Source organism: Streptomyces sp. CAU 1734 (genome assembly GCF_039888735.1).
GTDB lineage: Bacteria > Actinomycetota > Actinomycetes > Streptomycetales > Streptomycetaceae > Streptomyces.
Window position 1 is genome coordinate 428,604 of record NZ_JBDQQP010000001.1, and the last position, 23,467, is coordinate 452,070.

Annotated in this window: 17 protein-coding genes and 5 tRNA genes; 9 read left to right on the forward strand and 13 right to left on the reverse strand. The window is 72.1% G+C overall.

Annotation, left to right across the window (positions count from 1 at the left end; genetic code table 11):
• Nucleotides 1-102: 102 nt before the first annotated feature.
• Nucleotides 103-1,719 (reverse strand): SMI1/KNR4 family protein, encoded by a 1,617-nt coding sequence (locus tag AAFN69_RS01710; protein ID WP_347726405.1) that lies wholly within the window; start codon nt 1,717-1,719, stop codon nt 103-105.
• Between the two features lie 151 nt (nt 1,720-1,870).
• Complete coding sequence (locus tag AAFN69_RS01715) at nt 1,871-3,568, reverse strand: FAD-dependent monooxygenase (protein ID WP_347726406.1); 1,698 nt, start codon at nt 3,566-3,568, stop codon at nt 1,871-1,873.
• Nucleotides 3,569-3,806: 238 nt separating this feature from the next.
• Here AAFN69_RS01715 and AAFN69_RS01720 point away from each other — a divergent pair, with 238 nt between their 5' ends.
• Complete coding sequence (locus AAFN69_RS01720) at nt 3,807-4,121, forward strand: 4a-hydroxytetrahydrobiopterin dehydratase (protein WP_347726407.1); 315 nt, start codon at nt 3,807-3,809, stop codon at nt 4,119-4,121.
• Nucleotides 4,122-4,341: 220 nt separating this feature from the next.
• Here the strand turns inward: AAFN69_RS01720 and AAFN69_RS01725 are convergent.
• From AAFN69_RS01725 to AAFN69_RS01750, 6 genes are all read right to left on the reverse strand, one after another.
• Nucleotides 4,342-4,414 (reverse strand) — tRNA-Lys (locus AAFN69_RS01725).
• A 296-nt stretch (nt 4,415-4,710) separates the two neighbouring features.
• A complete protein-coding gene (locus AAFN69_RS01730) occupies nt 4,711-7,056 on the reverse strand; it encodes a DEAD/DEAH box helicase (protein WP_347726408.1) in 2,346 nt (781 codons plus the stop codon).
• A gap of 206 nt (nt 7,057-7,262) precedes the next feature.
• A complete protein-coding gene (locus AAFN69_RS01735) occupies nt 7,263-7,820 on the reverse strand; it encodes a hypothetical protein (RefSeq protein ID WP_347726409.1) in 558 nt (185 codons plus the stop codon).
• A 153-nt stretch (nt 7,821-7,973) separates the two neighbouring features.
• Nucleotides 7,974-8,336 (reverse strand): CrcB family protein, encoded by a 363-nt coding sequence (locus AAFN69_RS01740; protein WP_347726410.1) that lies wholly within the window; start codon nt 8,334-8,336, stop codon nt 7,974-7,976.
• Entirely contained in the window at nt 8,333-8,794 is a 462-nt protein-coding gene (locus tag AAFN69_RS01745; RefSeq protein WP_347726766.1) for a CrcB family protein, read from the reverse strand. The genes AAFN69_RS01740 and AAFN69_RS01745 overlap by 4 nt, the downstream gene beginning before the upstream one ends.
• 47 nt (nt 8,795-8,841) lie before the next feature.
• Complete coding sequence (locus AAFN69_RS01750) at nt 8,842-9,192, reverse strand: metallopeptidase family protein (RefSeq protein ID WP_347726411.1); 351 nt, start codon at nt 9,190-9,192, stop codon at nt 8,842-8,844.
• Nucleotides 9,193-9,328: 136 nt separating this feature from the next.
• On the opposite strand from AAFN69_RS01750, the gene AAFN69_RS01755 reads away from it, so the two are divergent.
• The 4 genes from AAFN69_RS01755 to AAFN69_RS01770 all read left to right on the forward strand — a co-directional run bounded on the left by AAFN69_RS01755 (nt 9,329) and on the right by AAFN69_RS01770 (nt 11,367).
• A complete protein-coding gene (locus tag AAFN69_RS01755; protein ID WP_347726412.1) occupies nt 9,329-11,002 on the forward strand; it encodes a metallophosphoesterase in 1,674 nt (557 codons plus the stop codon).
• 81 nt (nt 11,003-11,083) lie between these two features.
• Nucleotides 11,084-11,156, forward strand: a tRNA-Glu gene (locus tag AAFN69_RS01760).
• Nucleotides 11,157-11,194: 38 nt separating this feature from the next.
• Nucleotides 11,195-11,269 (forward strand) — tRNA-Asp (locus AAFN69_RS01765).
• 24 nt (nt 11,270-11,293) lie between these two features.
• Nucleotides 11,294-11,367: transfer RNA gene (locus tag AAFN69_RS01770), tRNA-Phe, on the forward strand.
• A gap of 45 nt (nt 11,368-11,412) precedes the next feature.
• On the opposite strand, the gene AAFN69_RS01775 is transcribed toward AAFN69_RS01770, so the two are convergent.
• The 3 genes from AAFN69_RS01775 to AAFN69_RS01785 all read right to left on the reverse strand — a co-directional run bounded on the left by AAFN69_RS01775 (nt 11,413) and on the right by AAFN69_RS01785 (nt 13,575).
• A complete protein-coding gene (locus AAFN69_RS01775) occupies nt 11,413-12,294 on the reverse strand; it encodes a cytochrome c biogenesis CcdA family protein (protein WP_347726413.1) in 882 nt (293 codons plus the stop codon).
• Nucleotides 12,291-13,067 (reverse strand): DsbA family protein, encoded by a 777-nt coding sequence (locus AAFN69_RS01780; RefSeq protein WP_347726414.1) that lies wholly within the window; start codon nt 13,065-13,067, stop codon nt 12,291-12,293. The genes AAFN69_RS01775 and AAFN69_RS01780 overlap by 4 nt, the downstream gene beginning before the upstream one ends.
• Nucleotides 13,068-13,185: 118 nt before the next feature.
• Nucleotides 13,186-13,575, reverse strand: a complete 390-nt coding sequence (locus AAFN69_RS01785) for a hypothetical protein (RefSeq protein ID WP_347726415.1) — start codon at nt 13,573-13,575, stop codon at nt 13,186-13,188.
• Nucleotides 13,576-14,028: 453 nt separating this feature from the next.
• Between AAFN69_RS01785 and hrpA the strand changes: the two genes are divergently transcribed.
• The 3 genes from hrpA (at nt 14,029) to AAFN69_RS01800 (ending at nt 19,602) form a co-directional block, all read left to right on the forward strand.
• Nucleotides 14,029-18,009 carry an ATP-dependent RNA helicase HrpA gene (gene hrpA, locus AAFN69_RS01790; protein ID WP_347726416.1) on the forward strand — a complete coding sequence of 1,327 codons (3,981 nt, stop codon included), beginning with the start codon at nt 14,029-14,031 and terminating at the stop codon, nt 18,007-18,009.
• Between the two features lie 105 nt (nt 18,010-18,114).
• A tRNA-Asp gene (locus AAFN69_RS01795) sits at nt 18,115-18,189 on the forward strand.
• Between the two features lie 990 nt (nt 18,190-19,179).
• Nucleotides 19,180-19,602, forward strand: a complete 423-nt coding sequence (locus AAFN69_RS01800) for a DUF6274 family protein (RefSeq protein WP_347726417.1) — start codon at nt 19,180-19,182, stop codon at nt 19,600-19,602.
• A 926-nt stretch (nt 19,603-20,528) separates the two neighbouring features.
• Here the strand turns inward: AAFN69_RS01800 and bldC are convergent.
• Both bldC and AAFN69_RS01810 read right to left on the reverse strand, forming a co-directional pair.
• Complete coding sequence (gene bldC, locus AAFN69_RS01805) at nt 20,529-20,735, reverse strand: developmental transcriptional regulator BldC (protein ID WP_020869672.1); 207 nt, start codon at nt 20,733-20,735, stop codon at nt 20,529-20,531.
• Nucleotides 20,736-21,212: 477 nt separating this feature from the next.
• A complete protein-coding gene (locus AAFN69_RS01810) occupies nt 21,213-22,061 on the reverse strand; it encodes a hypothetical protein (protein WP_347726418.1) in 849 nt (282 codons plus the stop codon).
• A 167-nt stretch (nt 22,062-22,228) separates the two neighbouring features.
• Between AAFN69_RS01810 and AAFN69_RS01815 the strand changes: the two genes are divergently transcribed.
• The gene (locus AAFN69_RS01815; RefSeq protein WP_347726419.1) at nt 22,229-23,311 is read left to right on the forward strand and encodes an amino acid dehydrogenase; all 1,083 of its coding nucleotides are present in this window, start codon (nt 22,229-22,231) and stop codon (nt 23,309-23,311) included.
• The last annotated feature ends 156 nt before the right edge of the window (nt 23,312-23,467 follow it).

Sequence of the window (23,467 nt, forward strand, 5' to 3'; positions counted from 1 at the left end):
CCGTCCCGTCCGTCCCGCACGGACAGACGGGAACACTCACCGAAGCACCCCTGAACACGCCCTCCGGCCAGGGGTGCTTCGCGCGTCACGGACCGGTCCGGCTCACCCCGTACGGCGGTCGCCGAGCCATCGCCGCCCGTCCTCGCGCGCCGCGCGCCAGTCGGCCCACCGGCCGCCGGCCACGGCGTTCAGCCGGTCGAAGACCTCTCCGATCCGGTCGACGGCGACGGCCAGGGCGCAGACCCGCTCGATCAGCTCCACCGGTTCGGCGGACTCGGCCGGCTCGACCGACCCAGCCGCCGGGCCGTCGCCGGCCTCGATCGCCGCCAGCGCCCGCACCAGCAGAACGGTCGCCGCGACGCGGTTCGCCTCGGGCACACCCCCGGCGAGGAGCCCGTCGAGCGCCTCCGCCGTCACGGGCAGTACGGCGATCCGCAGCAGCGGGCGCAGCTCGTCGGCGTCCGGGACGGGCAGCCGGTCCAGGAACCGCTGCCGCTGGTCGGCACCGATCCGGGCGAGGGTGTCCAGTACCGCCCATGGCTCGGAGCCGGCGCGCGCCGGACTCGGACGTACGGTGTCGCCGGCCGGGGTCGCCGGATCGATGCCGAGCATCACCTCGGCCAGGGCCGGGTTGACCACACTGCGCTCCTGCTCCGGGAGGGTGTTCACCTCAAGGTCGATGAGCTCCTGCCACCGGCCCGCGACGATCAGTGCCACAGCCGGGATCCGCTCACCGGACACCGCCTCGGCCACCTCGGCGATCCGCTCGCGGGAAGCCCGGTCCGGGACGGCCCGCAGCAGCTCGTCGCGTATCAGCCCGGTGACATACGGCACGAAATTCCCGTAGGTGTGCCCGGCCGGGAATCCGAATTCCCCCGGGGAGCGCAGGCGCCCGGCCGCCTCCGCGATCTCGGCGACATCGAGCCGGTCGCAGGCGCGTTCGGCCTCGGCCAGCCGTACCCGGCAGTCCAGCCGGGCCAGGGTCAGATCGAGGAAATCCCCCGTCGCCGGATCCGCGACGCCCTCCCCGGGCGCGGGGAACCACGGCAGGCCGGCGAGCGGCAGCCACTGCTGCGCGTCGCAGAACTCCCCGAGTGTGTAGCCGTCGTGGAAGTCCTCGGTCTCGTCCGCCAGATGTATCAGACCGCCGTCGTAGCCAAAGCTGTCGAACCACACCGTGCCCGCCCAGGGGCCGTTGAGCACGAGGCGGGCCAGGCTGTGGCTGCGGGTGGCGCCCAGTGTGAGCGTCCCGTCCGCGTACTGGGCGTCGCCCGGCAGGTCGTGGAAGGCCACCCTCGGGTCGTCGAACTGAGCGTAGAACTCGCCGGGGCCCTCCTCGAAGAAGTCGCTCCCCTCCTCTTCCTCCCACTCGGTGATCTCCTCCGGCCTGCCCGCCCAGGGAGCGTTGAGCGGGAACGGCTCGGCGGAGCGGGGTTCTCCCTGCTCGTCGAAGGGCTTGCCGGCGTACGACATGAGCCCGCTTCCGGCGTCACCGAACTCCAGCAGATACCGCCGGTAGTTCTCCGGCAGCCGCAGCCCCCAGCGCCCCTCGGCCTCCGCTGTCCCGGCCTCCGTCAGAGGAGCGGAACCGGTCCGCCACACCTCCCCGTCACCCGGCCGCAGAGCGGCCCACCGCGTGAGGAGCTGATGTATCCGGGCGAGGCGCCGGTCGATCCGCTCACTCTCCAACGGCCGCCGGGACACGGGCTCATCAACCATCGGGCCATCCTTCGCCGGGGACAGTGCGTGCTGTGCGAGGCGCGACGCCCTCGCCGGCCAGGGGCACTGCCCCCGGCCGGCGAACGCGTGCGATCACCTCGCCGGCCGACGATAGACGCCGCCACTGACAGTGACCGCTCCCGAAGCCCTCTCACCGTGCGGCGGACAGGCCCGCGAAGCAGTCGGAGACGGCCGCCGCCGTGCCGGTCAGCGGGAAACGGGCGCCGAGCTGCCCGTCCGGGCGGATGACGAAGCCGACCGGGCCGCCGGGCCGGTAGAGCCGGGCGAACTCTCCCCCGGCGTCGCGGTATCCGGGTACGGCGAGGCCGTCACCGGCGCCCGGCGGGGCGTCGCGGTCGAGGACGGCGACGGTCTCGGCGCGGATCCCGGTCCCGGTCCCGGTCCCGTATTCGGCACGGATCCCGGTCCCGGTCCCGTATTCGGCACGGATCCCGGCCGCCGCCTTCGCGATCTCGGCGGGATCGGCCGCGTACAGCAGCACCACATGCCCCGTACGGCCGCGCAGGATGTCGAGCAGCCGCAGCGGGTAGGCGGCGAGCGGCCCGGTCAGCCCGGCGCAGTCCGGGGCCCGGTCGCCGGGCTGGGGCGCGTCGGGCGGGCCGTACGGAGGGCCGGAGAGCGGGCCGTCCCGGTAGCCGACGAGCAGTTGGGCCTCGCGGAGCATCACGGTCCGCGGGTCGTCGTCGCCGGGATCGGTTCCGATGCCGTGGGCGGCATGGCGCACGGTCCGGCCGACGACCTCCTCGCCCACCGGGCGGCGCTCGGCGTCGTAACTGCCGAGCAGCCCCGGGCCGGCCTCCCCGCCGAGTACGAGGGCGAGTTTCCAGGCCAGATTGCAGGCGTCCTGGATACCGGTGTTCATGCCCTGGGCGCCGGTGGGCGGATGGATGTGGGCGGCGTCGCCCGCGACGAAGACCCGGCCCTCGCCGTAACGGTCGACGATCCGGTGGCTGATCCGGAAGACGGAGGACCAGCGCAGCCGGGACACGACGGCCGGCCCGGGAGCGAGGCGGTCCACCACGGCCTGCACATGCGGGAGCTCCGGGACCCGGCCGCCCTCCGGGCCGTGCGCCACTCCGTCGCCCGGCGCGTCCGCCGGACCGGCGGCGGAGAGCTCGGGCGGGACGAGCATGGACATGCGGTAGCGGGCGGCGCCGGGCAGCGGGATGCAGACCAGCAGATCCTCGGTGGAGCCGTCACCGGCCACCCGGCTGGACCGCAGACCGTATCCGTACGGCAGCTCCCAGTCGGCCTCGACGTCCGCGAGCATGTACTCCTCCGGGAGGGCCGCGCCCTCGAAGGAGAGCCCCAGCCCCTTGCGGACGGTGCTGTGCGCGCCGTCGCAGCCGATCAGATACCGGACGCGAACCTCCTCACCGGCCCCGCCGGCGGTGCGCAGACGGGCGGTGACGCCGGCTTCGTCCTGGGTGAAGGACAGCAGCTCGGTGCCGCGTTCGATGAGCGTGCCCAGACCGGCGGTGTACTCCTCCAGCAGGCGCTCGGTCTCGTACTGCGGCAGCGCGGCGAACCCGTACGGCACCTCGGGCGGCAGCACGAGCTCGATCCGCGCCCGCTCCCGCCCGTTGACATGGATCAGCTGCCCGCGCATCGGTACGGCGGCTTCCATGACGGTACGGGCGAGGCCCATCCGGTCCCAGATCTCCAGGGTGCGCGGCTGCACCCCGACCGCCTTGGCGTACGGCAGCCGCGCCGGAAGCCGGTCGACGATCCGGCACCCCACCCCGCGCCGCCGCAGTTCGGCCGCCGCACTGAGCCCGACCGGCCCGGCGCCCACGATCAGTACGTCTGCCGCGCTGTGCCGCGCCACGGGTGCCTCCCAGTGCCTGCATCCCCCTGGACGGGTCCCGTACTCCATGGTCACCCGGGGGCGCGCGGGCGGCGAGCCGGGCGGAGCCCGATCCGGGTCCACCGCTCGGGCCCGGTGAACCTCTTTCGGGTACCACGCCAACCAGGCACGGGCAGCCCGCGAGGACGCGAACCCTCTCCGCGAGAGCATGAACCTCTTGGTGCCATCGCCGCGCAGAACGATCAACGAAGGAGCCCCCATGGCCGCCACCCCCCTGACCGACGCCGAACTCGACCGGGCCCTCACCGGCCTCCCCGGCTGGAGCGTCCGGGACGGAAAACTCACCGCCACCTTCACGGCCGACCGCTCCGCCGTCCCCGCCCTCTACGCCGCCATCGCGCGCGCCGAGGACGAGGCCAACCACCATGCCGAGGTCACCATCCTCTACGGCACCGTCGGCTTCGCCCTCAGCACCCACGACGCCGGGGACGCGATCACCGCCCTCGACACCGCCATGGCGGCCCGGCTCTCCGCCCTCGCCGCCGAACACGGAGCCCGCCCCGCCGGAGAGTGAACCGGAGCGCCCCGGCCGGGTACGAGGAAGCGCCCCGGACCTCGCGATCGGGCAGCGAGGGGCGGGCGATCCTCAAAGCTCTCACCAGCCGTGACCCCGAGCCCGGCTCGGATTCATGATCAATTACTCTCGGGCCGGCAGCGGGCCCACAGGACCCCCGCAACGGCCGGAAAATGACGACAGCCCCAGGTCAGACAGTGTCTGACCTGGGGCTTTCTCGTAGGCCGTGTGGGACTCGAACCCACAACCAACGGATTAAAAGTCCGCTGCTCTGCCAATTGAGCTAACGGCCCGCGACGAGTCACCCCTGAGCATAGCCGGACCCGGCTCGTAAGCCGATCGGGTACCCGATCACGCGGCTGCCGAGTCGGGGCACTTCACCAGCGGATCCGTCCGCGAAGTGGCCATGCGGCGGGCTCGGCACGGGGTCTGGCGGAAGGTCAGAGCGAGGGGCTCGGGCAAGGGGCAGTGGTCCATCTCACCGCCGGGCCCGCGTCCGGATACGACAGCAGGGCACGCGTCCGGATACGGCAGCAGGGCCCGTATCCCTGGGGGATACGGGCCCTGCTCAGTCAGTCAGCGCGACCGGTCAGCCGTTGCGCTTCCAGCGCGGCTTGTCGTCGCGGCGGCCGAAGGAACCGGTGTTGGTGCCGGTGCCGGTGCCGCCCCGGTGGTCGTCGCGGCGGCCGTACGGGCGGTCCGACGAGCCGGTGCCGGAGCGGAAGCCGCCCGACGGGCGGTCGCTGCCCCGGTGACCGCCGGAGGGGCGGTCGTCGCGGCGGAAGCCGCCACCGGCGGGACGGTCACCGCGGTCATCGCGGCGGAAGCCGCCACCGGACGGACGGTCGTCACGGCGGAACGAACCACCCGAGGGGCGGTCGTCGCGGCGGAAGCCGCCACCGGCGGGACGGTCACCGCGGTCGTCACGGCGGAAGCCACCGGACGGACGGTCGTCACGGCGGAACGAACCACCCGAGGAGGGACGCTCGTCACGGCGGTCGAACGAACGGCCACCGCGGTCGTCGCCGCGGAAGCCACCGGACGGACGGTCATCGCGGCGGAACGAACCACCCGAGGAGGGACGCTCGTCACGGCGGTCGAACGAACGGCCACCGCGGTCGTCACGGCTGCCGCGGTCGTCGCGGCGGTCGTCGCGGCGGAAGCCACCGGACGGACGGTCGTCACGACGGTCGAAGGACCGGCCGCGCCGCTCGAAGTTGCCGCGGTCGTCACGGCTGCCGCGGTCGTCACGGCGGTCGGTCTGCTCGGGGACGGACGCCGCCACGGCAGCCTCCACCTCGGCCTCGGCGGCCTCGGTCACCTCGGCGACCGCGGTCTCCGGGTCGTCACCGCGCTCGCGGGCGGCGCGGGCCACCAGGCGGTCGGCCTCCTCGCGGAGTTCGGCCGCGCGGCGCTGGACGCGCTCCAGCTGCTTGGTGAGGTCGGCGGCCTCGCGCTCCGCCTGCTTGGCGGCGTTGTTCGCGGAGTCGGCCTGGACCTCGGTCAGCGAACGGGCGCCGGTGATCTCGGCGACCTCGGGGTCGAAGGCGCCGGCGCCGCCGACGATGTGGCGCGAGGCGTCGACGCCCGCGTCCTCCATCAGCCGGAAGATCTGGCGGCGCTGGTGCGGCAGCGAGAGCGAGACGACCGTGCCGGACTTGCCGGCGCGGGCGGTACGGCCCGAGCGGTGCAGGTAGTCCTTGTGGTCACCGGCCGGGTCCACGTTCAGGACCAGGTCGATGCCGTCGACGTGGATGCCGCGCGCGGCGACGTCGGTGGCGACGAGGGCGTTGACGTAGCCCTTCTTGAAGTCTTCCAGGACGCGGGTACGGGCACCCTGCGTCATGCCGCCGTGCAGGGCGTCGGCCTTGACGCCGGAGTCCTGGAGCTGCTCGGCGATGCGGTCCGCGCCCAGCTGGGTGCGGACGAAGATGATCGTGCGGCCCTTGCGGGCGGCGATGGCGGCCGTGACCGGCGCCTTGTCCTTCGGCTTCACGACGAGGACGTGGTGGGTCATGGTCGTGACATTGCCCTGGGCGCTGTCGACCTCGTGGCTGACCGGGTTGGTGAGGTAGCGCTTGACCAGGGTGCTGATCTCGTTCTCCATGGTGGCGGAGAACAGCATGCGCTGGCCGTCGGAGGGAACCTGGTCGAGCAGCTCGGTGACCTCGGGCAGGAAGCCCAGGTCGGACATCTGGTCGGCCTCGTCCAGGATCGCGACGCGGACGTTCTCCAGGGAGCAGGCGCCGCGGTTGATGATGTCGCGCAGCCGGCCCGGGGTGGCGACGAGGATGTCGACACCGCGCTCCAGGGCGTAGATCTGGTTGCCCATGGAGGTGCCGCCGCAGACGACCTTCATCTTCAGGCCGAGGACGTCACCGTACGGCTGAAGCGCGTCGGCGACCTGCATGGCCAGCTCGCGGGTCGGGGTGAGAATGACACCGCGCGGCTTCTTCTTGTCGGTGTGGCCGCCGGAGAGCGTCGCCAGCAGCGGGAGGCCGAAGGAGAGCGTCTTGCCGGAGCCGGTACGGCCGCGGCCGAGGATGTCCTTGCCGGCCAGGGCGTCCGGGATGGTCGCGGCCTGGATCGGGAAGGGGGCCGTCACGCCGTTCTGGGCGAGCTTGCGGACGATGCCCTCGGGCAGGCCCAGATCGCCGAAGGTGATGGAGGTCTCGTCGGAACCGGCATCCGCGGCGTCCTCGGAGTCGGCGACGGCCTCGGCCGGGAGCTCGGTGTCGTCGGCGGCGTCGGTGTCGTCACCGGCGGCCGCGGGGGCCTCGTCGACCACGAGGATCTCGGTGACCTCGGGGGTGTCGAGAGTCTCGGCGACAGCGGCGGAAACGGCCTCGGGGGCCTCGGTGACCTGAGCGGCGGCGGCGGTGCCGGCCTCGTCGTTCTCAGGCATGACGGCGTGATCAGTACTGAAAGTGGACATGCGAAATGCGAAACCTTCCGGAGTCTCGGCACGCGCCCAAACTCCGTGATTTCGCAATTCGACCGCCTCAATGCGGTCAGCCACGGCTAGGGAGAGTACGCGCCACACGGCGCGCTTCTTTTTCGGCGCCGGGCAATGGGATCAAACGATCTACCACCATACGCACTCTCCCCCGTCCAAGGCAAACCCCGTCCGAGTGACCCGGCTTACACCGGGCCCGGACGCGGGGACGCCTTCGGCTCCCGGAGCATCCCCCGGCCGTCCGTCTCGGCCATCCGCATCGCCCCCGCGTGGACCTCCGGGGCCGAGGTCGGGGAGGGCGGATCGGTGGGCTCGGCGGGCGACGCGCTGGGGCTGGGGGCCGGGGGCTCGGTCGACGGCACCTCCTGGGGCGGCGGGGTGGGCGGTACGGAGGGGGCGGGCCCGCCTCCGCCGCCGGTGGACTCGGCCGGATCCGGCGGCTCCGGCCGGACACCGACCTGGGTGGGCTTGGGGGCGGCCGGTTTCGAACCCGTGTTCCCCTTCTTGCTGGGGGCGGGCTTCGGCGCCCCCTCCCCCGCGGCACCCGTCAGCCCGGGTTTCACCCTCCCCCCGGCACCGGCGTGACGCTTCCCCGGGCCCACATGGCCGCCATCCGGGTCGGCCACCGTGCCGACCCGGTCCGTGGTCTTGCCGGGGGCCGGTTTCCCGCCCTTGTCGTCGCTCACGCTCATACAGCCCGCCGAGGCTGCGAACGCCAGCGAGGCGGCGAATGCGACAGCCACACGGCCAGGGACGGACAAATGGCGCACGAGGGCACCTCCGGGGGACAGAGCGGGCACGGATTGACGGCTTTCCCTTCCCAACTCCTCGCGCCCCGCAAGGGACACGCCCCACTCCTGACAAGTACACGACCTGCGCGCCCCGGGACCGGCCCGTCACCCCGGCAGCAGCCCGGCCGCCTCCGTACCGAGCACCACCGCCACCAGCCCGACCAGCGAGGACGTCGCCGCGTACACCGCGCCGAGCAGGGGCCGGCCGCGCTCGATCAGCCGGAGAATCTCGTACGAGAACGTCGAGTACGTGGTCAGCGCGCCGCACAGCCCCGTACCGAGGACGGCGTACGTCCCCGACGACACCGCGGCGCCCGCGAGTACACCGATCACCAGACTGCCCGCCGTGTTGACGGCGAACGTCCCCCACGGGAAGAGCGTGGTGTGGCGGGCCTGCACCGCACGGTCGGCGAGATACCGCAGCGGCGCCCCGACGGCCGCCCCGGCGAGCACCAGCGGCCAGTTCACGTCCGCGCCCGGGAGCCGGGGCCGAGGGCGGCCCGGGTCAGCGAGACCGCGAGCCACACGGCCGCGACACAGCCGGCCGCGGTACCGGAGGCGTAGAGCAGCGCGAGCCCCAACCGGCCCTGTTCCAGCAGGCCGTGGGTCTCCAGCGCGTACGCCGAGAAGGTGGTGAACCCGCCCAGCACCCCGACCCCCGCGAACGGCCGCACCAGGGGATGCGCCCACCGGCCGCCGGCGCCGATCAGCACCATCAGTACGCCGATGAGCGCCGATCCCAGCACATTGACGCCCAGCGTGGACCAGGGAAAACCCCCGCCGGACGGCCAGGCGAGGGAGATCGCGTACCGGGCGGACGCCCCGGCCGCGCCGCCCGCCGAGATCACCGCCAGAACCGCCGCACCGCGCCGGCCGGAGAGCTCCGCCCGCTCCGGGGGCACGCGGAGATCGACATCCGGGTCGATCCGGCCGGGGAGCCCGTTCGCGAAAGGATCCGGCGGCGGGCCCCCGGTCACCCGTAACCCAGCGCGTGCAGCCGCTCGTCGTCGATCCCGAAATGGTGCGCGATCTCGTGCACCACGGTGATCTCCGTCTCCTCGACCACCTCCTGGTGCGAGGCGCACATCCGCAGGGTCGGGCCCATGTAGATCGAGATCCGGTCCGGCAGCACCCCGGCGTACCACTCGCCGCGCTCCGTGAGCGGAGTCCCCTCGTACAGCCCCAGCAGCTCGGGATCGTCGGGGGACGGCTCGTCCTCGACGAACACCGCGACATTGTCCATCAGCCGCGTCAGCTCGGGCGGGATCCGGTCCAGCGCCTGGGCGACCAGTTCCTCGAACTCCTCACGCGTCATCTCCAGCACCCGGCCATTGTCACGTACCACCGGCCGGGACGGGCGTCCCAGGGCCCGCGGATCACCGGCGCCCCGGAAAAGGGCCGGGCCGGGGCCGGGCGCGGCCCGCCGCATACCGCCCCGGGACGGTGGGCATACGCGCCCAATGGCACGTGCGAGCCGCTCCCCCGAAGACCCGGCACCCCCTCCCGGCGGCGCCCTCCGCCGGCTCCGCGCGCGGCGGCGGGCGGGCGGTGTCCGCCCGGGGGGCCTCCCGGAACGCTCCGCGCGGCCCTGGGGGCGGGCGCTCGGGCTCACCGCCGTCGTGCTCGCCGGGGCCTGGCTCGGGCTGCTGATCGTCGGCAGCGTCCAGACCGCCATCGGGCCCATGAACACCACCATGACCCTGCGCCCCGACCTCACCGGCGGCACCAAGATCAATGTCTCGCCGCTCGGGGCGCTCGAACTCGACTCCCACCACGCGCCGGTGCGGCTCGACGTCAATGTCGAACAGCTCGACCCGGTCCGCGCCCGCGCCCTGGTGGAGCACCCCGAACGGCTCGCCGGACTCCAGGACGAGGTGGCCGGGGACGTCGCCGGCGGCGCGGCCGAACTCGCCGTGCGCTCCTGCGCCGCCGTGGTGCTCGGCGCCACCGCGCTGGGCCTGGCCGTCTACCGCCGCCCGCGCCGCGCGCTGGCCGCCGGCGGCATCGCCCTCGGGCTGCTCGCCGCCTCCGGGGTCACCGCGTTCGCCACCTGGAACCCCAAGTCGGTGCTGGAGCCCCGCTTCTCCGGGCTGCTCACCGGCGCGCCCTCGCTCGTCGGCGACGCCCGCTCGATCGTCAGCGATTTCGATGTCTACCAGAAGGAACTGGCCCGGCTCGTCACCAATGTGACCAAGCTGTACGACGCGACCTCCACCCTTCCCACGTACCAGCCGGACCCCGCGACCATGCGGGTGCTGCACGTCTCCGACATCCATCTCAACCCGGCCTCCTGGCATGTCATCGGGACCCTGGTCGAGCAGTACGACATCGACGTGATCATTGACTCCGGCGACACCATGGACCACGGCACCGCCGCCGAGAACGCCTTTCTCGACCCCATCGCCGATCTCGGCGCGCCCTATGTGTGGGTGCGCGGCAATCACGACTCCCGGATCACCCAGGCGTATCTGGAACGGATGCGGAATGTGCACGTCCTGGACGAGGGGCGGGCGGTCACCGTCGGCGGGCTGCGGATCGCGGGCAGCGGCGACCCGCAGTTCACCCCGGACCGCACGGCGGTCCGGGGCGGCGACCCGGCCGAGCGGATGACGGGGATCCGGCTCGCCTCAGCCCTGCGCGACCAGACCCGGGCGGGCACCCCGGCCGACATCGCCGTGGTCCACAACCCGGTGGCCGCCAGGGAGACCGACGGAACGGTTCCGCTGGTGCTCGCCGGCCATGTGCACCGGCGGGTGAGCGAGCGGCTGAAGCTGGGCACCCGGCTGAAGATCGAGGGCTCCACGGGCGGCGGCGGGCTGCGCGCGCTCCAGAACGACAAGCCGGAGAAGGTACGCGCCTCGGTGCTCTATCTGGACCGCGACACCCGGCGGCTCCAGGCCTGGGACGAGATCACCCTCGGCGGGCTCGGACTGGCGACGGCCGAGGTCAGCCGCCATCTGCCGGAGCCGCCGACAGCGGAGGGACCGGGGAGCGAGCCGGGCCGCGGGACGTCCCCGGGCTCCTCGCCGGCCCCCTCCGCCGACCGGGGCACACCCGCCCGGACCCCCTCCGCCGGGGGCTCCGGCACCCCCCGGCCGCCCTCCCCCGAACAGCCGCCCGGAAGCGTTCCGTAAAGCGTTTTGGCGATACCTCCCGCCATCCCATATGCTTCTCACGTCCCCGACGCGCTGGAAAGCGCCCAGGCGGGCCAATTAGCCCTCATCGTCTAGTGGCCCAGGACGCCGCCCTTTCAAGGCGGTAGCACGGGTTCGAATCCCGTTGGGGGCACGCAACACCTGTGCGAGACTGGTGCTCGCACAAAGCTTGGTCCTGTGGAGCAGTTTGGAGTGCTCGCCACCCTGTCAAGGTGGAGGCCGCGGGTTCAAATCCCGTCAGGACCGCTGTGGTCACCTCGGTGACCGCGTGGCTGGGTAGCTCAGTTGGTACGAGCGTCCGCCTGAAAAGCGGAAGGTCGCCGGTTCGACCCCGGCCCCAGCCACAGCCTCCGAAGGGCCCCATCCACTGGATGGGGCCCTTCGTCGTGTCACCCGTTCGGGCCCGTCAGGCTCCCCTCGGCGGCGTCCGCCCCGGGGCCGGGGGTGCCGGCCCGCTCCCGGCGGCGCCAGCCGCGTACGCCCAGCGCCATCGCCACCACCGCGACCAGGGCGATCAGCAGCGCCCAGTCCGGCACCGCGGCGCCCGCCCGCGCGGCCCACTGTTCGGCCGTGAAGGAATCGTCCACCGAGAGCAGGCCGGGCAGCCCCGTCGTCCCGTCGAAGACCAGGAAGACCGTGCCCAGGAGGATGAAGAACAGGCCCGAGACCAGCGAGGTGGTGTGCAGCCGCAGCCGGCCGGCGGTCAGCTCCCGGCCGCGCAGCCAGCGGCGGCGGCCGAGGTCGAAACGGTCCCAGAGAAGCGCCAGGGCGAAGAGCGGCACGGCCATGCCCAGGCCGTAGACGGCCAGCAGCAGACCTCCGTAGACCGGGCTGCCGCGCAGCGCCGAGACGGTGAGGATGCTGCCCAGGATGGGGCCCGCGCAGAACCCGGCCAGCCCGTAGACCAGGCCCAGGGCGTAGACCGGCGCCGCCGTCGTGGGCCGGATCCGGCCGGAGACGGCGGCGAGCCGGCGCGAGGCGAAGCCGAGACCCAGGATCTGGGCCGCGCCGAGCGCGATGATCAGCCAGCCGCCGGCGGCGACCAGCAGATCGCGGTTGCCGTGGAAGAAGCGGGAGGCGTACGAGCCGGCCACGCCGAGCGGGACCAGGGTGGTGGCGAGACCGGCGTAGAAGATGCCGGTGCGCAGCAGCAGCCGGCCCGCCGAGTCGAAGGAGTACGCGAAGAACGCCGGCAGCAGCAGCGCGCTGCACGGGCTGATCAGCGCCAGCAGACCGCCGAGGAAGGCGGCCAGATAGCCGATGTCGGTCACTGCGCGGATCCCTCGGTGTCCTCGGCGAGCGGCTTGTTGGCATCGGCCCGGCGGGCCGTCTCGATGGCGTCCGTGAAGGCCGTCAGCGGCTGCGCGCCGGCGATCGGGGTGCTGTTGATCAGGAAGGAGGGGGTGGAGGAGACCCCGATCCCGTACCCCTCGTCCTGGTCCCGCTTGACGGCGGCCCGCGCCGCGGCGCTCCGGGCGTCGGCGGCGAAGCGCCGGAGATCGGGCACCCCGGCCTCCTTCGCCAGCTCCTTCACACGGTCCTCCGAGAAGCCCTTCTCCTTGGCCCCCTCGGCGTACGCGGCGGTGTGGAACTGCCAGAAGCGGCCCTGCTGCCCGGCCGCCCAGGCGCCCCGGGCGGCGTTCTCGGACTCCTCGCCGAAGATCGGGAGATTGCGCCACTCGATGCGCAGCACCCCCTCGTCCACGTACTTCTCGATCAGTTCGGGCTCGGTGTCCCGGGCGAACTTCCCGCAGTAGCCGCACTGGAAGTCGGCGTACTCGATCATCACGACCGGTGCGTCCGCCCGGCCCATGGCGAGCCGGTCGCCGGGGTCCCGGCGGGCCAGCGCCATCAGGCGGTTCTCGGCCGCGGCGCTCTCCTTCTCGGCCGCGGCGGCGGTCGCCCGCCGCTCCTCGGACTTGTCGTGGGGCTTCAGGGCGGTGAAGGAGGCGATGCCGAGCAGCACGGCGGCCATGGCGACGGCCGCGATGACGACGCCCGGACGGCGGACCCGGGAGGAGGGCTTGGAGGGTGTGGAGGGCATGGTGATTCGTCGCTCCTGGACAGAGGCCGCGCGGACGGGGAACGCCGCGCGGAGGGGTGAAGGCGGACAGGGGAACCGGGCGGGGGCACGGCGGCTGGGCCGGCGCCCGCCCGTCCTCCTATACGCGCAGGACCGACAGCTCCCCGGGAGTGGGCGGGTCGCGCGGCGGCGGTCCCCGGTCCGGGGCCGTGCCGTGCTCCGCGCGGAGCCGGAGCGGGGTCCCGGGACCGTGGTCCGGGTACGGGAGCGGCGGCGGCTCGTACGAGACGGTGCCGCGCGGCGGGGGCGCGGGGTGCGCCCCCCGGTCGTCGTCCACCCCGCCCTTGCCGCAGCCCGCGAGCGGCCCCTGGGCCACCGCGACCGGGTCGGCGGGGGCGTCCTCGGGCACCGGCGGGCAGAAGACCAGCAGCAGGGCGAAGAGGAGCCCCGGCAGTACGGAGGCGGCGGTCAGCGGCAGCCCCGCCCGGTGGTCCCGGGCGCGCCGGCCGCGGTCACGGCGGTGCGGCATGGCGGCGCTCTCCCTTCGGGGCCGGTACGGGCTCCACCGCCCGTGGGGCGCCCCCGCGGAGCGCGTGCGAGGCGGCCGGGCGGAACGATACGGCGGCCGGGTGAACGGCCGGTGCGGCGGACGGATGACCGTTCCGCGCGGTCCGTCACGGAATGATCGACTCCATACTGCACCAGCCCGCGCGGCGGAGTCGTTCCCCGGGGCCGGTCCGGGGTGGTGAGGGGGGCGCCCGCCATGCCCCCGGGGCGCGGGGCAGGGGGTTCCGCCCGCGGCGGCGCGGAGGCCCCCTGATGATCGACGGCGGCGCGGCGTGCGGGCGCACACCCCCGGTTCCGGCGGACCCCGCCCCGGGGCGCGCGCGGCACCCGCGCGGGCGAACCCCGGCAGGATCCGGAGGAGAGACCCTAAATGCGTTCGCCAGCGCTTCGGCGGGGGTGCGATCCTGGGATCCGTATGTCTACTTCCTTCGCCGACCTTCAGACGCTGCTGGCCGGGGTCTCGCTGCGCGACGCCCACCGGCTCGGCCGCCGTCTCGAAGGCGCTCGCCGCATCCGCAAGCCCGACGCCCGGCAGGCCGTGCTGGACGAGATCGCCGCCGAGGCCGGGAAGGCCGCCGAGCGGCTGTCCCTGCGCGCCGGACGGGTGCCGCCGGTCAGCTATCCGGAGCAGCTGCCGGTCAGCCAACGGAAAGACGACATCCTGGAGGCGATACGCGACCACCAGGTGGTGATCGTCGCCGGGGAGACCGGATCCGGCAAAACGACCCAGATCCCCAAGATCTGCCTGGAGCTGGGCCGGGGCGTCCGCGGCATGATCGGGCACACCCAGCCGAGACGGCTGGCGGCCCGCACGGTCGCCGAACGCGTCGCCGCCGAGCTGGACACCCCGCTCGGCGAGGCGGTCGGCTGGAAGGTCCGGTTCACCGATCAGGTGGGCGGCGACACCTTTGTGAAGCTGATGACGGACGGCATCCTGCTGGCCGAGATCCAGACCGACCGCGAGCTGCGCGCCTACGACACGATCATCATCGACGAGGCGCACGAACGCTCCCTCAACATCGACTTCCTGCTCGGCTATCTCGCCCAGCTGCTGCCCAAGCGGCCCGACCTCAAGGTCGTCATCACCTCGGCGACGATCGACCCCGAGCGCTTCTCCCGGCACTTCGGCGACGCCCCGATCGTGGAGGTCAGCGGGCGCACCTACCCGGTGGAGGTCCGCTACCGGCCGCTGCTCGAAGAGGGCGGCGAGGACAGCGACCGCGACCAGATCACCGCCATCTGCGACGCCGTGGAGGAGCTCCAGGGCGCCGGCAAGGGCGACATCCTGGTCTTCCTCTCCGGTGAGCGGGAGATCCGTGACACCGCCGACGCGATCAACAAGAAGCAGTACCGCTTCACCGAGGTGCTGCCGCTGTACGCCCGGCTCTCCCATGCCGAGCAGCACCGGGTCTTCCAGCCGCACACCGGGCGCAGGATCGTTCTGGCGACCAATGTCGCCGAGACCTCGCTGACCGTCCCGGGGATCAAGTACGTCATCGACCCGGGCACCGCCCGTATCTCCCGCTACAGCCATCGCACCAAGGTCCAGCGGCTGCCGATCGAGGCCATCAGCCAGGCCAGCGCCAATCAGCGCAAGGGCCGCTGCGGGCGCACCTCCGACGGCATCTGTGTCCGGCTCTACTCCGAGGACGATTTCGACTCCCGTCCCGAGTTCACCGACGCGGAGATCCTGCGGACGAATCTGGCATCGGTCATTCTCCAGATGACGGCGGCCGGACTCGGCGACATCGAGAAATTCCCCTTCATCGACCCGCCGGACCACCGCAATATCCGTGACGGTGTGCAACTCCTCCAGGAACTGGGCGCCTTCGACCCGGCGGAGAAGGATCCGCGGAAGAAGCTGACCCCGCTCGGGCGCAAGCTCTCCCAGCTCCCGGTGGACCCCCGGCTGGCCCGGATGGTCATCGAGGCGGACAAGAACGGCTGTGTGCGCGAGGTCATGGTGATCGCCGCCGCGCTCTCCATCCAGGATCCGCGCGAGCGGCCCTCGGAGAAGCAGACCCAGGCCGATCAGCAGCATGCCCGGTTCAAGGACGAGACCTCCGATTTCCTGGCCTATCTCAATCTCTGGCGTTATGTCCGCGAGCAGCAGAAGGAACGCGGCTCGTCCAGCTTCCGCCGCATGTGCAAGCAGGAGTATCTGAATTTCCTGCGCATTCGCGAATGGCAGGACATCTACGCCCAGATCCGCCAAGTCGCCAAGACCATGGGCATCCACGTCAACGAGGAGGACGGCCCGGAGGCGAGCCTGCACATCTCGCTGCTGGCCGGACTGCTCTCGCACGTCGGGCTCAAGGAGACCGGGGCGACCGAGGCGGCCACCGGCGCGAAGGCGGCGGCCGGGAGCGGTGCGCGGGCCGCGGGCGGGAAGAACGAGTATCTCGGCGCCCGGGGGGCGAAGTTCGCGATCTTCCCCGGGTCGGCGCTCTTCAAGAAGCAGCCCCGGCTGGTGATGTCCGCCGAGCTGGTGGAGACCTCCCGGCTCTGGGCCCGGGTGAATGCCCGGATCGAGCCGGAGTGGGTCGAGCCGCTCGCCCAGCACCTGGTCAAGCGCACCTACAGCGAGCCGCACTGGGAGAAGGACCGGGCCGCGGTGGTGGCGTACGAGAAGGTCACCCTGTACGGGGTGCCGATCGTCGTACAGCGCAAGGTCGACTACGGCCGGATCGACGCCGAGGTCTCCCGCGACCTTTTCATCCGCAATGCCCTGGTCGAGGGCGACTGGCGGACCCATCACAAATTCTTCGCCGACAACCGGAGGCTGCTGACCGAGGTCGAGGAGCTGGAGAACCGGGCCCGGCGCCGTGACATTCTCGTGGACGACGAGACCCTGTTCGACTTCTACGACCAGCGGGTGCCGGCCGATGTCGTATCGGGCGCGCATTTCGACTCGTGGTGGAAGAAGAAGCACCGGGAAGAGCCCGACTTTCTCGATTTCGAGCGCGAGATGCTCATCAATGAGAAAGCGAGTGCGGTCACCAAGGACGACTATCCGGATTCCTGGCGGCAGGGCCGGCTCAAATTCCGGGTCACCTACCAGTTCGAACCGGGCTCGGATGCCGACGGTGTGACCGTCCACATTCCGCTCCAGGTCCTCAATCAGGTCACCGACGAGGGCTTCGACTGGCAGATTCCCGGACTGCGCGAGGAAATGGTGGTGGAGCTGATCCGCTCCCTGCCGAAGCCGATCCGCCGGCATTACGTACCGGCGCCGAATTACGCGGGCCGGTTCCTGGACACGGCGGTGCCGCTCCAGGAGCCGCTGCCGGTGACCCTGGCGCGGGAGTTGCAGCGGATGGTCGGGGTGCCGCTGACCGCCGAGGACTTCGATCCGGCACGGGTCCCCGACCACCTGAAGATCACCTTCCGGATCGTTGACGAGCGGCGCCGCAACCTCGCCGAGGACAAGGACCTGGAGGCGCTCAAGCTCGCGCTGCGTCCCAAGGCCCGCCAGGCGCTCTCCCGGGCCGCCGCGGCGACCGCGGGACCGGCCGGCGAGTCGATCGAGCGGAGCGGGCTGACCGACTGGACGATCGGGACACTGAGCAAGGTCTTCGAGACCCGGCGGGCCGGCCAGCCGGTGAAGGCGTATCCGGCGCTGGTCGACGCCGGGGAGAGCGTCTCCGTGCGGCTCTTCGACACCGAGGCCGAGCAGCAGCGCGCGATGCGGCTGGGCACCCGGAAGCTGATCATGATGAACATCCCGGTGAACCCGGCGAAGTTCGCGTCGGACAAGCTCACCAACCCGCAGAAGCTCGCCCTCTCCGCCAATCCGCACGGCTCCGTGCAGGCCCTCTTCGAGGACTGCGCCACCGCCGCCGCGGACAAGCTGATCGCGGACCACGGCGGCCCCGCCTGGGACGAGGAGTCCTTCCGGAAGCTGTACGACGCGGTCCGCGCCGATCTGGTCGACACCACGGTCCGCACGGTGAGCCGGGTGCAGCAGATCCTGGCCGCCTGGCAGGCGTGCGAGCGCCGGCTGAAGTCGACCCGCAGCCTGGTCCTGATCAACAACCTCCAGGACGTACGGGACCAGCTGGCGGCCCTGATGCCCGCCGGGTTCGTCACCGCGACCGGGCTGCGGCGGCTGCCCGATCTGATGCGCTATCTGGTGGCGGCGGACCGCAGGCTCCAGCAGATGCCGACCTCCGCCCAGCGGGACACCAGCCGGATGGAGAAGGTCCAGGAGATGCGGGACGAGTACGCCTGGCTGCTGGAACAGCTCCCGAAGGGGCGGCCGGTGCCGCAGGACGTGCTGGAGATCCGCTGGATGATCGAGGAGCTGCGGGTGAGCTACTTCGCCCATGCGCTGGGGACCGCGTACCCCGTCTCCGACAAGCGGATCGTGAAGGCGATCGACGCGCTGGCGCCGTGATCATGCCGTGACGGCGGCGTCACACAGTGCGAGTTCGACCGTCGGGCATTCGCTGCTGTAGAGTCTCTTCTCGCAGCCCAGCGCAACAATCGGACTGCGAAATCTGGTCCTGTGGAGCAGTTTGGAGTGCTCGCCACCCTGTCAAGGTGGAGGCCGCGGGTTCAAATCCCGTCAGGACCGCAAGAGAAGAGAACGACGGGCCGCTTCCTCCGGGAAGCGGCCCTTCGTCGTATGTCCGCCGGCCGGTCACGGGCGCGGGACCGGCGGTGGAGCGGGGCCGGGTCTTCGTGCCGGAGGCATGTCCGCGGCCGGGTGTCCCGCGCCGGCCGGGATGGCGCACGGCGCACCTGTGCCCTGGGCGAGTTGGGGTACGGAGCCCACTCCCGTACGGCCCGCTCCGTACGGCACGCTCCTCTGCGGCACACGGCCCGCGCACCGGCCCTGTGCGCCCGTCCGGCGCCCTCGCGGGCCCGCCGGACGGGAAAGAGACGGCGAACCCCGCACGCGCGGCCGGCGGGGCGCACGGGAAGCCCGCGGCCGGCGGGACACGGGGCCGCGCACGGCGGCCGGCTCGCCCCGGCGGCGAAGGGCCGGTGCCGGAAGGGCCGCTGCCGGAAGGGCCGGTGCCGACCGCGCGGGAGCACCGCCGACCCGGCCCGGGCACCAGGGCCAACCGGCGCGCCCACCGGCCGGCTCCCCCGGGCGGTGCGGGGCAAACCCCCGGCGGGCCGCCCTCGACCGGACCCCGAGCCCGGTCCGAGCGATCCATCGGGACGCATACGGAAACCTGCGGAGGGCGCGGAGAAACCCCGCGAAAGGTTTCCGGGCCGCTTTCCCTCAGTGGTCGGGAGTGGTTCCGGGACGGGTCCGACACGGATCCGGAGCCGGATCCGGAACGGGCTTCGGAACCGGATCCGGAACGGGATCCAGCACGGACCCCGTGCGGGCTCCCGGACGGAGAACACCCCCGCCGGACCCTCGAACACAGAGATCACAATCTCAGTAATTGGCTGAAAACATTCGGTCGAGAGCCATGCCGGGGCCCTATCTCATGCCTTCGGCACATGCGATTGGTGGTTGCACGCAGTGCTCACCGTCTTGACGGCTCTCCCCGGCACCGGTACCCAGTGTCTAGAGGACGGGCACACACCACAGGCGGAGGTGACGTGCATGGCGGCGGCCACGGCGAGACGGCACGAGACCAGGGCGCTGCTGCGGGCTCATCTGGCCGCCGCGTCCGGGTACCGGCATCGCACCCGGCACTGCCCGATCTGCCATCGCCTGCTGCGGCTCGCGATGGAGCCCACCGAGCGCGAGGCGCCGGCGCCCGGCCCCGCGAGCGGCCGTCCGCGGACGGCCGCGCCGGTCCCCGCGGCCTGTGAGGCCGCCCCGGAAACGGCCGCGGACAGAGGCGTACCACCCCGCTCCGGCCCCTCCGGGACACCGGCGGAAACGATTCGCGAGGACCTCGGCGCGGCGGCGAATTCCGCTGCTCAGAGCGGTTCGGACGACGCCCCGCCCGGGCCGGGGAGCGGCGTGCCGGCGGCGGCCGGCGCCCATGGCGGCCCGCCGGGCGCCGACGGCGGCGCCTGACGCCCGATGACTCCACCATTTCCCAACGCGCCCCGGCGGCCCCGCGAGAGCCGCCGGGGCGCCCTCCGCGGCCCCGCCCGGGCGGGCGGGGAACGTGATGAGGGGCGCGCGGATCGCCGCCCGGCGCGCCCCCGGGTCCGCGCGACGCCCGCTCCGGGCGGGCGCCCGCCGGCCGCCGGCGCGGCCGGCGCCGATGACAAAGGTCCCATCACTGAGTGACTTCGGCCCGGTTGCACGCGCCCGCCGAGGTGACACCCTCGATATTGGCAAGGGCTGTGGAGTGTGACGGGTGTCACCGTATAGGTTTTCAGAACCCCGCTACTCAGCCCCTACTCACAGGCAACTAATTTAATATGTGCAATTGCACTACCCCTTGAGCGCCCTCCCCGCCTCTCTCGCGCCCCTCCCGGAACACCCGCACGCCCGCCACTCGAGGACCCCGTACGGCGTGTCGGCGGCCCTCCCCGGCCCCTCCCGGCCCGGCCCGTCGACCCGGCGAATCGGCCCGGAATCCCCGGGGGACGGAATCGCCCGGCCCGCCCCTCCCCCGGGCTTCCGCCGCGAGCAGCCGCTTCCGGGCCCCGAAAGACTCCCGGGCCCTCCGGAAACCACCCCGGGCGCCCTCCCCGGGCCGGCCCGGAAAGCTCCCGGAACACACCGGGGAAGCCCTCCGGAACGCATCCGGAACGCGCCCCGACAATGCCCCCGGCGGGCACGGGAGACCAGCTCGCGCGCACCGGGAGACCGGCCCGGCGGCGCCGTCCGCCGCCCGCCGCCCATTTCCGGGCATGAAAAATCGCGCTGGACCCGGCGGAGTCCAGCGCGATCAAATGACGGAAGTCCGTTGGGGCGGACAACGCCATGTGGAGCCATGGGTGGGTGTCACCGGGATGGGGGTCCCGGAAATACCCGGTTCAGCGGGGCTTTCAGCCCTCGCTGCGCTGCTGCGGAATACCCGCGAGCAGTGCACGTACCTCTGCCTCGCGATACCGGCGATGCCCGCCGAGCGTACGAATCGACGTGAGCTTGCCTGCCTTCGCCCAGCGGGTAACCGTCTTCGGGTCCACGCGGAACATGGTGGCAACCTCAGCCGGGGTCAGCAGCGGCTCGGCATCAGGGGTGCGAGCGGTCATGAGCGGCCTCCTCGGGAGAACCGAACCTTCTCGGTTCTTTCCTCTAAATTCTGCACCTTGACCCGCGTTGCCCGAAATGGCGGACGCGGGCCGAGTCGGTTATAGGACGAACGGCTTGTCCTCGGCACTACAACTACACCATCTGTCCAGCCACGTCGGCCAAACCGACGGAATTGCCCTCTGAGGTGTTCAACAGTGGCTGAACGCCGATGGACCATGCCATAGCGGACAGTCACCCCACAGTGACGATCAGTCACAGAGTGATCAGGAGCCGTCAAGCCCCCCATAGAGCGCAACGCCGAGCATTCCGCCCTTAGTTGGACGGAAGGAACCCTCCCCGGACTCCTTGTCCTATTTTGACACGAGGGTAGGCGATAGGCGCAAGGGCCCAGTTAGTGCAATCCGTCACGCTTGAGGCAAAGGCCCGGATCGGGACCTAGGGCCCGGGCGGAAGGTCTCAATCATCCACAGAATCGCTCAGTTGGCGAATCGAAGATCACGAACGGCCCGCCAGCGGTCCACCAGCCGGGCGTACGCCGCGCCCGCCGCCTCGTCGTCCCCCTCCCGGAGCGCCGCGATCCCCGCCGCCACATCGGCCGCCGAATGATCATCGGCGAGCAGGGGCCCGGCGAGGGCATGCACCAGGCCGCCGTAGTCCAGCTCGACCAGGGAGAGGGGGTGGAACTCCTCCAGCCACTTGCCCACGTCGACCAGGCCCTCCGACAGCGAACCGGCGTCCCCCGATTCCCGCAGCGCCTTCAGCGCCCGGGCGATCCGGCGGCGGGCCTGGACCATCGGCGTCCGGTAGCGGAGCACCGCCGCGCCCGGCCCGGCCGGCTCGTACTCGCGCTCCTCGTCGGCGAAGAGCGCGAACCAGCGCACCGGCACCTGCCAGACCGCCGTCCTGATCCACGGACGGGCGTCCGGGTTCCGTTCCCGCCATTCCTCCCAGTCCGCGGTGGCCTGTCCGCGTACGACAGGCGGCAGCACCGCGTCCAGCAGCGAAACGGGAAGCTGGCCGGAAAGCTCCTGAAGCGCCAGCCATCCGCGCAGCCGGGTCCGCCAGGGGCAGATATGAACATCACCAGATGATTCTGGCCAATTAATGACAAAAGCATCACCACTCTCGTGGACCGGGACCGGGACCGGCGGAGTGGGCAGCAAGTCGGCGAGCGAACGGCGCAGTTCGTCCTGTGCGGTCGGGGTCTCCCCGCGCGCCGCGTAACGGGCCCAGTACCCCCGCTCGGGCTCGGAGAAGGCCGCCAGGGGTTCGTACACCCTGAGATAGGACGCATAGGGGACAAGGACCGAGGACACCGCCGGCATGGTCACATCCTTCCGCTGCCGCACTCCGCTCAGTACTCCACCAAGGTGTGATCCTCGGCCCTGGGCCCGGTCAACTCCCGAGTAGCCCTTACCCTCGTGCCCAAACGGACCTTCCCCACCCATAGGAAAGTCCCTCATCCGCCGCTTCGTACTTGGGAGTCACCACCGTGACCGATGTGACCGACGGCGTCCTGCACACCCTGTTCCACTCGGATCAGGGAGGCCATGAGCAGGTCGTGCTCTGCCAGGACCGCGCGTCCGGGCTCAAAGCCGTCATCGCCATCCACTCCACCGCCCTGGGCCCGGCCCTCGGCGGCACCCGATTCCACCCGTACGCCTCCGAGGCGGAGGCGGTCGCCGACGCACTCAACCTCGCCCGGGGCATGTCGTACAAGAACGCCCTGGCCGGTCTCGGCCACGGCGGCGGCAAGGCCGTGATCATCGGCGATCCGGACACCCTGAAGAGCGAGGAGCTGCTGCTCGCCTACGGCCGGTTCGTCGACTCCCTCGGCGGCCGGTACGTCACCGCCTGCGACGTCGGCACCTATGTCGCCGACATGGACGTCGTGGCCCGCGCCACCCGCTGGGCCACCGGGCGCTCCCCTTCGAACGGCGGCGCGGGCGACTCCTCGGTGCTCACCGCGTACGGGGTCTTCCAGGGCATGCGCGCCTCGGCCCGCCACCGGTGGGGCACCGACTCGCTCGCCGGCCGCAGGGTCGGCGTCGCGGGGGTCGGCAAGGTCGGCCATCATCTGGTGAATCATCTGCTGGAGGACGGCGCGGAGGTGGTCATCACCGATGTCCGCGAGGAGTCGGTGCGCCGGATCCTGGACCGGCACCCCGAGGTGACGGCGGTCGCCGACACCGACACCCTGATCCGCACCGAGGGGCTGGACATCTACGCCCCCTGCGCGCTCGGCGGCGCGCTCGGCGACGCCTCCGTCGCCGCGCTGACCGCCTCCGTGGTCTGCGGGGCGGCCAACAACCAGCTCGACCACCCCGGGGTGGAGAAGGATCTGGCCGACCGGGGCATCCTCTACGCCCCCGACTATGTGGTGAACGCCGGCGGGGTGATCCAGGTCGCCGACGAGCTCCACGGCTTCGACTTCGACCGGTGCAAGGCGCAGGCCGCGAAGATCTACGACACCACGCTGGCGATATTCGCACGTGCGAATGAGGACGGTGTTCCGCCCGCCGCGGCGGCCGACCGGATCGCCGAGCAGCGCATGGCGGAGGCCCGCCGGCACTGAGGTTCCGGGGGCGCCGGGCCCGCCGTATCGGGAGAGAAGACTCACCCCGGACGGCGGGTCCAGCGCCGAGAAGAGGTTAATATCGCAGTTGACCAGCGAGGACGGGGCTCCTCGCGGGTCCTGCGAAGTGGCACGTCATGCGGGCGGCGTACCGTA

Excerpts from the sequence above, each read along its gene's own strand:
- AAFN69_RS01810 (WP_347726418.1), bottom strand. The coding sequence starts at position 22,061 with ATGCCGGCGGTGTCCTCGGTCCTTGTCCCCTATGCGTCCTATCTCAGG.
- AAFN69_RS01780 (WP_347726414.1), bottom strand. The coding sequence starts at position 13,067 with ATGCCCTCCACACCCTCCAAGCCCTCCTCCCGGGTCCGCCGTCCGGGC.
- AAFN69_RS01755 (WP_347726412.1), top strand. The coding sequence starts at position 9,329 with ATGGCACGTGCGAGCCGCTCCCCCGAAGACCCGGCACCCCCTCCCGGC.
- AAFN69_RS01730 (WP_347726408.1), bottom strand. The coding sequence starts at position 7,056 with ATGTCCACTTTCAGTACTGATCACGCCGTCATGCCTGAGAACGACGAG.
- AAFN69_RS01785 (WP_347726415.1), bottom strand. The coding sequence starts at position 13,575 with ATGCCGCACCGCCGTGACCGCGGCCGGCGCGCCCGGGACCACCGGGCG.
- AAFN69_RS01710 (WP_347726405.1), bottom strand. The coding sequence starts at position 1,719 with ATGGTTGATGAGCCCGTGTCCCGGCGGCCGTTGGAGAGTGAGCGGATC.
- bldC (WP_020869672.1), bottom strand. The coding sequence starts at position 20,735 with ATGACCGCTCGCACCCCTGATGCCGAGCCGCTGCTGACCCCGGCTGAG.
- AAFN69_RS01720 (WP_347726407.1), top strand. The coding sequence starts at position 3,807 with ATGGCCGCCACCCCCCTGACCGACGCCGAACTCGACCGGGCCCTCACC.
- AAFN69_RS01800 (WP_347726417.1), top strand. The coding sequence starts at position 19,180 with ATGGCGGCGGCCACGGCGAGACGGCACGAGACCAGGGCGCTGCTGCGG.
- hrpA (WP_347726416.1), top strand. The coding sequence starts at position 14,029 with ATGTCTACTTCCTTCGCCGACCTTCAGACGCTGCTGGCCGGGGTCTCG.